This is a genomic window from Escherichia sp. E14S1 (assembly GCF_004211995.1).
Taxonomy (GTDB): Bacteria; Pseudomonadota; Gammaproteobacteria; order Enterobacterales; family Enterobacteriaceae; genus Escherichia.
This window is the reverse complement of sequence record NZ_RHJQ01000039.1, coordinates 1-9,512: the sequence shown is the minus strand read 5'-3', so window position 1 is coordinate 9,512 and position 9,512 is coordinate 1. Positions and strand designations below refer to the sequence as shown.

Annotated in this window: 9 protein-coding genes and 2 pseudogenes; 2 read left to right on the top strand and 9 right to left on the bottom strand. The window is 46.7% G+C overall.

The window, feature by feature from the left end; translation table 11 throughout:
* Window positions 1–1,250, top strand: a pseudogene (gene tibA / locus D9734_RS22970) (autotransporter adhesin/invasin glycoprotein TibA); the annotation flags it as partial.
* 273 nt (window positions 1,251–1,523) lie between these two features.
* Here tibA and D9734_RS22960 read toward each other — a convergent pair.
* The 3 genes and pseudogenes from D9734_RS22960 to D9734_RS22950 all read right to left on the bottom strand — a co-directional run bounded on the left by D9734_RS22960 (window position 1,524) and on the right by D9734_RS22950 (window position 3,107).
* Window positions 1,524–1,891: pseudogene (locus D9734_RS22960) on the bottom strand (helix-turn-helix domain-containing protein).
* Window positions 1,892–1,947: 56 nt separating this feature from the next.
* The gene (locus tag D9734_RS22955) at window positions 1,948–2,199 is read right to left on the bottom strand and encodes a DUF1471 domain-containing protein (protein ID WP_130210840.1); all 252 of its coding nucleotides are present in this window, start codon (window positions 2,197–2,199) and stop codon (window positions 1,948–1,950) included.
* A gap of 134 nt (window positions 2,200–2,333) precedes the next feature.
* The gene (locus D9734_RS22950; protein ID WP_130210834.1) at window positions 2,334–3,107 is read right to left on the bottom strand and encodes an SDR family oxidoreductase; all 774 of its coding nucleotides are present in this window, start codon (window positions 3,105–3,107) and stop codon (window positions 2,334–2,336) included.
* A 148-nt stretch (window positions 3,108–3,255) separates the two neighbouring features.
* On the opposite strand from D9734_RS22950, the gene D9734_RS22945 reads away from it, so the two are divergent.
* Entirely contained in the window at window positions 3,256–4,149 is an 894-nt protein-coding gene (locus D9734_RS22945) for a LysR family transcriptional regulator (RefSeq protein WP_130210832.1), read from the top strand.
* Window positions 4,150–4,395: 246 nt separating this feature from the next.
* Here the strand turns inward: D9734_RS22945 and D9734_RS22940 are convergent, their stop codons facing one another.
* The 6 genes from D9734_RS22940 to D9734_RS22915 all read right to left on the bottom strand — a co-directional run.
* Window positions 4,396–5,460, bottom strand: a complete 1,065-nt coding sequence (locus D9734_RS22940; RefSeq protein ID WP_130210830.1) for an alpha/beta fold hydrolase — start codon at window positions 5,458–5,460, stop codon at window positions 4,396–4,398.
* A 157-nt stretch (window positions 5,461–5,617) separates the two neighbouring features.
* On the bottom strand, window positions 5,618–6,379 hold the full coding sequence (locus D9734_RS22935; protein WP_130210828.1) for a carboxymuconolactone decarboxylase family protein: 762 nt from the start codon (window positions 6,377–6,379) through the stop codon (window positions 5,618–5,620).
* Entirely contained in the window at window positions 6,357–6,848 is a 492-nt protein-coding gene (locus D9734_RS22930; RefSeq protein WP_130210826.1) for a cupin domain-containing protein, read from the bottom strand. The genes D9734_RS22935 and D9734_RS22930 overlap by 23 nt, the downstream gene beginning before the upstream one ends.
* Window positions 6,849–7,011: 163 nt before the next feature.
* Window positions 7,012–7,488 (bottom strand): hypothetical protein, encoded by a 477-nt coding sequence (locus D9734_RS22925; RefSeq protein WP_130210824.1) that lies wholly within the window; start codon window positions 7,486–7,488, stop codon window positions 7,012–7,014.
* Window positions 7,475–8,866: a site-specific integrase gene (locus D9734_RS22920; protein ID WP_205712836.1), complete on the bottom strand. Its 1,392-nt coding sequence runs from the start codon at window positions 8,864–8,866 to the stop codon at window positions 7,475–7,477. The genes D9734_RS22925 and D9734_RS22920 overlap by 14 nt, the downstream gene beginning before the upstream one ends.
* A 246-nt stretch (window positions 8,867–9,112) precedes the next feature.
* Window positions 9,113–9,512 (bottom strand): HipA domain-containing protein (locus D9734_RS22915; RefSeq protein WP_130210822.1); only part of this gene is annotated, 400 nt, incomplete at its 5' end.

Sequence of the window (9,512 nt, the reverse complement as noted above, 5' to 3'; positions counted from 1 at the left end):
TGAATTACCGATCCACTACAACCGGAGATATGCTGAATGTCGCGGGTAATGCCAGCGGTAACTTTGTGCTGGATATCAAAAACACCGGTCTGGAGCCAGTATCTGCAGGTGCGCCGCTTCAGGTGGTGCAGACTGGTGGCGGTGATGCCGCGTTTACCCTGAAAGGCGGGAAAGTCGATGCCGGTACCTGGGAATACGGCCTGAGCAAGGAAAATACCAACTGGTATCTGAAGGCTGATACCCCGCCTCCGGTTACTCCACCGACTAACCCGGATGCAGGTAACCCAGATGCAGGTAACCCAGATGCAGGTACATCGTCGTCTCCAGTGCGTCGCACAACAAAATCAGCCGACGCGGTACTGGGCATGGCAACAGCACCGGCATACGTTTTCAACAGCGAACTGGATAATCTGCGTTTCCGTCATGGCGATGTGATGCAGAATACCCGTGCACCAGGCGGAGTATGGGGCCGTTATACAGGGTCAGATAACCGCATCAGCGGCGGGGCCAGCTCGGGCTATACCCTGACCCAGAACGGTTTCGAAACCGGCGCCGACAAGGTCTTTGACCTGGGTGAGAGCAGTTTAGCTGTAGGTGCCTTCTTCTCTTACAGCGACAACAGCATTAAGCATGCCCGTGGAGGAAAGAGTAAGGTCGACAGTACCGGTGGTGGTCTGTATGCCACCTGGTTTGATAATGACGGCTACTACGTGGACGGTGTGCTGAAATACAACCGCTTTGATAATGAGCTGCGTACCTGGATGAGTGACGGTACGGCGGTGAAAGGGGATTACAGCCAGAACGGTTTCGGCGGTAGTCTCGAAGCGGGCAGAACCTTCAGTCTGAATGAGAATGCATGGGCGCAGCCATACGTGCGGACAACGGCATTCAGGGCGGAAGTGAAAGATATCAGCCTGAATAACGGTATGAAAGCCAGTATCGGTGCGACCAAATCTCTGCAGGCTGAGGCTGGTGTGAAGCTGGGGATGACCCTGGATGTTGCAGGAAAAGAAGTCAAGCCGTACCTGTCGGCGGCGGTGAGTCATGAATTTTCGGACAACAACAAAGTCCGTATCAATGACACCTACGACTTCAGGAATGATATCTCCGGGACGACCGGGAAATACGGACTGGGCGTCAGTGCGCAACTGACCCCAAATGCTGGCATCTGGGCTGAAGCTCGTTATGAGAACGGTAAGCAGACCGAGTCTCCGGTCACGGCCAGTGTCGGGTTCCGTTTTAATTTCTGAGACGTGTCCTGAACAGAGCAGGGATTAAACCATGCGCTGCGGGCGGAAGCTAAAAGGCTTCCGCCCGCGTTTAAATACTTGCTGCCAGAATTCGTAAAAAAAAATTCACGGCCTGTAGCGATGCAAACTGTGTGGACAATGAAGCTAAGCCAGATGGTCAATGTAATATCTAAGGGGATACAACAAGGGTAAACAGGTTTCCATGTCCATTAGAACTATTGGCTCAAAAGGTATTCATCTCTCGATGCAGAATAAATTACCATTTAAGTGATACTACGTAAGTGTGAAATTATTTAAAATGTTAATGTTTTTTATCCTTTCGGTGTTTCTATATTTTAATGGTGGCAATTTGTATTTTTTAGAGAAAATCCGAGTGAAGGTCTGTTGTGAATCAAACCCATATTTATAGGCGATGCTCATCACAGACTCATTAGTCTCGACAAGATCTTTAGCTGCAAGACTAAGTTTTTTATCTTTAATATATTTCCCAAGGCTAACTTTTTTATCTGTACAAAAATCCGCTGAAGATGCCACTTAGAGTATCCAGCCCGCATAGCAACATCGTCTATCTTCAGCGGTTTATGTATGTTTGAATCAATCCATTGAGTTACCTCATCGATAATATCTTCTGTTCTGGACATAAGACGACGCTAACTATAAGAGGGCAGTGACATATATTGTTCAAAATGCTAATTACTTACTTATAGATTTCAGCAACCCCGTGCAATCGGTTATTCCCCGTGGTTGACAGAATTTTGAATGATGTTGCTCCTTGTTCATCAGCTTTACGAGAAAGCGCATTCGATAATTCATCAAGCGTCAGGGCATTACTGGCTGAGACTACACCAATCTTTTCTTTGCCATCTGCATGATGAATCTCCTCAGCAGCAGATGCAGTATTTGCCGAAATGAATCCCATGAACAATGCAGTAATTAGTAGTGCTTTCATATCTGATACCTGTTTTAAACGATATGTTTGGAAGTTGACAAATATCAGAAGGAGCTTCCTCCTTCTTGATCTGTAAATATACAGTTCTAAGCTGTTATAAGACTGACTGTCATATGACAACGCTGTCAGATTTTTTAATTTTTCGAATACAGATTCAGGTCGTTAATAACGCACTCAGGTTCTTCAGTAAGGGACATATTGTCTACATCGAAAACCCCATCATTTTTTTGGGGATTATCACTCTGCAGCTCTGCAAACAGAGGAGTGAGATCCTGCTGTGCTTCTCCTCGCTCTGCGACCAGTTCGAACGTTTTATTTTTTGCCGCATCATTGCTCAAGGCCGTTACCAGTACCCGGGCGATTTGTTCCCGGGAAATAACACCATCTTCCGGCGTTCCCGCATGGCGTTTATCCCCCTGAAGCATGACGATTCTGTGCTCATCATCATTATTGTAATCAAACCAGCCGGGTCTGACGATAGTGTAGATATGCCCGCTGGCTCTGACCAGGCGTTCAGATCTTCTCTTCCAGTCATGAACTTCAGTACGTTGATTCCAGCTACTGAGCCGCTCAGTAACGCCAATCGTTGTCATCAGGGCGATGCGAACAGGTGTATCCATGAATATTCGCAAAATGTTACGTACACCGCCGTAATCTATCGCTCTGGCACCAATACGTCCCTGACCATCGGAGCCGAGTGTAAAAATGATGGCATCAATATCTTTCGGTAAATCGGTGAGTGTTTCAGGTATTGAAACATCGCCATAGAAAATATCTGTTCCACGAGGGAGTAACTTGATTTTCCGCCGATTCCTGATCAGAGCCACTGGCTGATGGCCCATTGCAATAGCAGTATTCACAACATGAATACCAATGCTTCCTGTTGCGCCAGCAATGAGTATTTTCATGATAAACCTTCTGATAATTCAGCCTTATTTTTGATACAGCCAGAATATCAATTATCATTATTGCCAGTAATGAGGCTAAAATGATTGTGTCTATGAACGCCCTTCATGAATGCGCTTTGAAGGGAATGCTTCTACAAGGAAATCGTCAATGCTTAAAGAAAACTTCAACGAACTGCAAATCTTTCTTGTGGTGGCAAGAGAGCGAAGTTTTACCAAAGCAGCGAGCAAACTCGGCGTCTCTCAGTCTGCACTTAGCCATGCAATGAAGGCACTGGAGGAAAGGTTAAATATCCGTCTCTTAACCCGAACTACCCGTAGCGTGGCTCCCACGGAAGCAGGGGAGAGAATAATTGCCTGTCTTGAGCCACGTATAGATGAGCTTGAGCGCGAGCTGGAATCACTTATCCAACTGAATGGCACTCCCTCCGGGAATATTCGTTTATCAGCCGGGGAACATGCTGCGCGCAGTCTGGTCTGGCCGAAGCTAAAACCGTTCCTCAGGGAATATCCCGAAATCAATGTCGAACTGGTGGTGGATAACGGTTTTGTCGATATTGTTGAAGGTCGTTTTGATGCCGGGATCCGGCTGGGTGAAAGTGTGGATAAGGATATGATTGCAGTGCGAATTGGGCCGGATATGCGGATGGCCATGGTGGGATCGCCGGCGTATTTTGCTGCAAACCCTGCGCCTGAAACGCCTCACGAACTACAAAATCATCGCTGCATCAATATGCGTCTGCCAACGGCCGGTGGACTTTATCACTGGGAGTTCGAGCGAGAAGGGAAACCGTTACGGGTCAGAGTTGATGGGCAACTGACGTTTAATCTGCTGCCAGAAAGAATTGATGCCGCATTATCAGGATTTGGTATCGCCTGTGTTCCCGAAGACGCGATTCAGGATTATGTAACGTCAGGCGAGCTTATTCAGGTTTTACAGGAGTGGTGTCCAACTTTTCCCGGATATTACCTTTACTATCCCAGCCGTAAGCAGCATCCGCCTGCTTTTGCGCTGTTGATTGATGCACTTCGCTACGCGGAATAACGTGTCCACATTTTGCTGTGGGCCTTGCGCGGGCATAATGACCTTTTTCACTGCACGCCTGTAGGCCAGTGCGCTTTAATACAGCGAAGGCCAGCGCTTCAGTAACGTTGAAAGCTTGATACAGCAGTGAACAGAGCAAACATCTTCGAGGCTGTGAATCTCCATCAGAAAAAGCTACACAATACGATGAGCGCCCACTGAAGGTTAGGCGCTCTATTAAACGTTTAAGGTGATCTTCTAAAATGGCTATTGCAGATTTTTCTCTTTCAAAAACCGACTCACCAAATCAGCGATCTGCACATTATTCAGGTCGGAAAACGGGAAGTGGGTATTACCTCTGATTCCAGCCTCAGGCAGATGCGTCACCGTCACATCCCCACCATGCTTGTTAACCACGTCACGCCACTTACGCGCCATTGCCAGCCGTACTCGCCAGCTGTCCTGTGCGGGCATGGCTACAGGTTTATCCGGTATGTTATCGCCGTAAATAATCAAAATCGGGATTTTAGTCAGCGCCATAAACTGTTCCATTGGCACGGATTCACCCTTCAGCGTGTCGAACGCACTAGGCATAGGGGCAGGGAGTTCTTTCTCCGGGAACACAAAACCGCTGCCTGGCTCGAAGGCGACAATGGCTTTGACCTTGTTGTTTTTCATCGCGGTATACCAGCCTGGTCCACCCCCCTGAGAGTGAGTAAAGAGGATTGCCGGGCCTGATTTATCCACTACGGCAGACATCGCATCAGAGATGACATTGACATCAAATGGCCCTGTATTCGGAGTCATCTGGCGGAAATACTGATTTAGTGCCTCTTTGTCGTGGGAAAACTGGACGCCTTTAAAATACTCTGGCCACACGCCAACACGGAACTGGTTAAACCACATCTGCTCATCAGGTTTTGGTGTCATCGTACCTTCTACAGTGGTTCGTCCGGCATCACCCCGACGCGGCTGATCGACAATATACGTGGAGAATCCGCGGCGCAGGAATATGTTCTGGAACCCTTCTCGACCATCCGGCGTACTTTCCCAGGTACGAGAAGACTGGCCCGCGCCATGCAGCATAACTATGGGATATTTATGCGGATTCTCCGGTATTTGATAGAACACCGACGCATGATCGCCATGATAAGTTTGACCTGCAGAGTCCAGCGGCTTTTTCGCATCAAATGTTCCCGGGGCGGTGATGATGGTGCCTCCGGCAGAAAAACTTCCTTGCTCCTGAATGACCAATGGTTCGGCGTATACAGACTGCGCCCCCAGGCCTCCTGCCATCATGCAGATGGCCAGCATTTTTAAGACCGTTTTCAAAATCACATCCTCTGTTATGGTTGCCGTTTAATCATATCTGAGTTGCCAGCATTAATTATTTCTCCCCCTTGATTGCCTTTATTTGGCGGATTCATAAATGCAGAGGATGAATCACGTATGTGCACTGCCCAGGGGAGAGTCTGCATGACGACCGTCTCTATTTGTTCTCAAGCGCTTTTCGCAGTGCCTCTTCAGCTCTTGTGGCTGCATCATTGTCGCCATGTTCACGCAGAACCTGTGCTAACTGTCGTAACTGCGCTGCCGTCAGACCGACTCGCATACTTGCTCGCGTATGTGACAGTAACTGGGCTTCAACGCCTGGCGTAGCGGCTAATGCGCCAACTGTTGCCAGTTCACGGCTTTGCCAGTCGAGGTTATCGCGAGCGAAAATATCGCCGAACAGATGTGTTTGCAGGAATTGATTTATTGTTGGCGCAAAATCAAACAGTGGCCCCTGAACAGGCGCGCCTGAGATTTTCGTCTGGTTTGCGGTACCGACACGGCGAAGTTCATCCCCGACGGGAATAGGGGCGATCGGCGCTTTACCTTCAATGTCTTCGATGCCACGTTGTTTACGTGTTTCGACGACTTTCATCAGCTCATTCAGTGCATTCAGGCTGCGGGGGAATCCCGTATAGGCATAGAGCTGGATGAGAATTTCTTTAGCTTCGTTTATCGTGAGTCCTGTATCAAGTCCTTGATTAAGCGCTGCATTCAGCTTATCCATCTGACTGCTGGCCATTGATGCGGCAATCAACGGAATGGCCTGCTGGCGAGCTGACAGCGTATCTGAAACCGTATATTCATGATTCATTTCGGTAACTCCTTTATTGATGAGCGCAGCATTTGCGGTAAGCGCAAAACCAAAGGTTAGCAGTACCGCTGCCGTTAATATCTTAATGGGCGTGGTATTGTTCATCTGTCACTAACTCCTTCCAGTTAACGCTTTTGCCATCCACCACGCCGGTTATTGCCAGATGTGTCATCGCACTACCGGGGGCCGCCCCATGCCAGTGTTTAACGTCCGCCGGACAAGAGACAACATCGCCAGCACGGATCACCTGCACCGGCTTGCCTTCTTGTTGGGTGAGCCCAACACCAGAGGTCACAATCAGTCGCTGACCTGCTGGATGCGTATGCCAGGCGGAGCGGACACCAGGTTCAAAGGTGACATAAGCCGCGGAAACACGGATGTCGTTGTCAGCGTTGAACAGAGGATCAACCCGGACACGACCGGTAAAATTCTCCGCCGAGCCATACACCGCAGTCTGGCTTCCGGCGGGGGCGATATGGACAGTGGAATTTTGCTCCGCAGCCCATGATGAAGTTGTGAAGAGAGGAGATCCCCAGCCGTAAAGGCTGGGGGGATATCCATCAACTGTAGCCACTGTCCACTTTAAAAAACAAGTTGGCGGGGTAGTTAGAAAATCGAAAGAGAGCTCCAGCATTCTGGGGAATCAAGATTCCGACAATAGGGTAGTAATTTGCTGACTCTACGAGGCGAGACGTGGGTGTAAGACGTTGCTTATCCAATCCAATTCATCATTTAACTTATGTTGTGTAAGAGTTCAGTTCATAAACCATATGGTACACTTCGGCGCAGAGGATTTTTAGGCCGAATGATATTGAATAAAAGATTCTGCGGTCGGTAATGTCTTTTTCCAGATAACTGAGCAACACAGTGAAAGAAAAACCGCCATGATTTCTACAGTAATCAATAGCATATGTCCAATCAAGCAACAACATCGGAAGATGTGTTGGAAATCTTGTTGACGCATATTTGAAACAAAAATACTTAGTTAGTTGATTTGATACCTCATCCTGTTTAAAGCATAGGTAACGACGACTGCCAGAATAATCGAAAGTCCATTTATTTACTGCGTTGATGATATATCGGTCGTCAAATTCTCTTGCTGTTTTTAGATAAATTCGCTCAGGAATTTTTAGGTGACAGATAAAATTCATTAATTCAGAAGGATAGATTGATGCTCCATTATCAGAAACAAGTGCATTTTTATTGTGGATCATTATTACATACCTCCATTACAATACTAAGCATTTCACTCAGATCAATATTATCCTGAGCAATGCGCTGGGTGTTTGCTGTATTGGCCCGCTCGGATAGAAACCGCCTTGCATAAAAATCAGGCATTTGGCTTTTCGGACTCCATCCACCCATTAGGCGCAATTCTTCCTTGGCTTCTTCCATCAATCCCGTGTCAGGGAGAGCAATAGAAGCGTATTTTCTTGTTGATTTGCTTTTTAAATATTTTATATGATAGATTTTTTGCAGGGTCAGGTAAGCCCAGGTATGCCGGGTTACATGCGGAGTTAAACGTTGTAGTACGTCAAAGTACGAATGTGATTTGTATTCGGGGAATTTTTTACTCAATACGTCATCAATTTTTGAAAACATCGAATGAACTGCAGTATAAGATAATGGTTTACCTACACCTTGGCTCGATGTAAATATAAAGTCGTGGCTGTCGGTTTTAGGACGCACTCTTTCTATATAAATTTTTAGGAAATTATAATCCTGCTTATCAAGCTCTAATACACGATTTGCCCATACATTTTTAAGAGAAGGTGCACATCCTCTGGGGTCATGATTTTCATCAGTTGTAGTTACAATCAAACTAAACTTATCCTTTTTTATATTTGATTTTATAGAATTGCATTCCAACAGCAATAATTCACCTATTCGCAATCCATAATTCAGTAACAGGCGAACAATCAAAAAGTTGCGAAACTGGGTGTTTCTGGTGGGGAAGGGATTTAATGGGTTATATTTTTGGCTAGAGCAGGGCGCAATAATCGTGTACAGACTGATCACCATTTCACGGTTCATACTGTGAAACCCCTGATGGATATGACGATGGTTAGAATGCTTTCCCGGTGTTAACGCTCGATAACTTTCACGACAAAAGCGCAGGCGAGTATGTAACCGGGAAGCCTGGAGTGATAATGCTTTGGGAGAATCATCCCGATATACCGGCGATACATACGTGTTAATCAAAAAAGCAATAAACTGCGCTACTGCACGAAATCGCGCTGCGTTGGTAAAACTATGGGAAGTGGAGACTGGAGTGAATGCCAATAAATTTGATTGGCTTACGCGACCATTCTCCAGATAGTGAGAAAATGCCGACATTTCCTCAATAGCAATGCACGGGTTGTGGCCAGAAGCATAGAAGCTATAGCAAAACGTGACGCCGTGTTTCTGCAACCAAAATTCGTAAAAGAACTTAACGGCCTGCAGCGAAGCAGACTGCGTGGACAATGAACGAAAAGCCAAATGATCGATGTGATATCTGAGTGGGTACAACAACGGTAAGCAGGTTTCCGTGTCCATCAGAATCCATTGCCGTTTGTGGTTGATGGCAACTAGTTGGTTGAGCGAGTACATAGATAACCTCATTGTTGATGTGGACATGAAGTAAATGTACTCTACACCTAACGCAAGAAATGGGAGGGATGTTAGAAATCGTTAACCTGTTGATTTCGTGAGAGGCAATGGAAAGATATGAAGTTGTTTACCATCGTAGGCTATTTAACATAATATACATTATGCGCACCAACATAAACAAAGGGAAAATCCAGTCTTTAGCGGTCATGATTGTCCTGCTCATTAGCAACGACCAAACCCCACATCTCACTTAATTCCGTATTCTCGGCTTAACCGACCGTGCAACCTCAACACATTGGTTTCAATTGCTGTCACCACATTCTCCGGAAAATCTGCCGGTAATGAAGTCTTCACGTTATCCAGTGCTGCGGGAATCATTCTGGCAAAGTCACTCAGGATTTCATGCACCTGCACTTCCGGGAATTTCAGCGCCTTTGCTGTCGCCAAAAAATGTCGCGGATAAATTTTATCGATTGCCGTTTTTCTGCCTTTGGATGCGTTAAGCCCCATTGCCAGTTTGAGATCGCTGATGTGTATTCCCGCGCCACCCAATACCGGAAATGCTGAAATGATGTCGTAAAATGGCGTGAGTCGATAACTGCCACCGGCCTGGATAAAAACCGAAAAATTTTTCGCATGGCCGTCC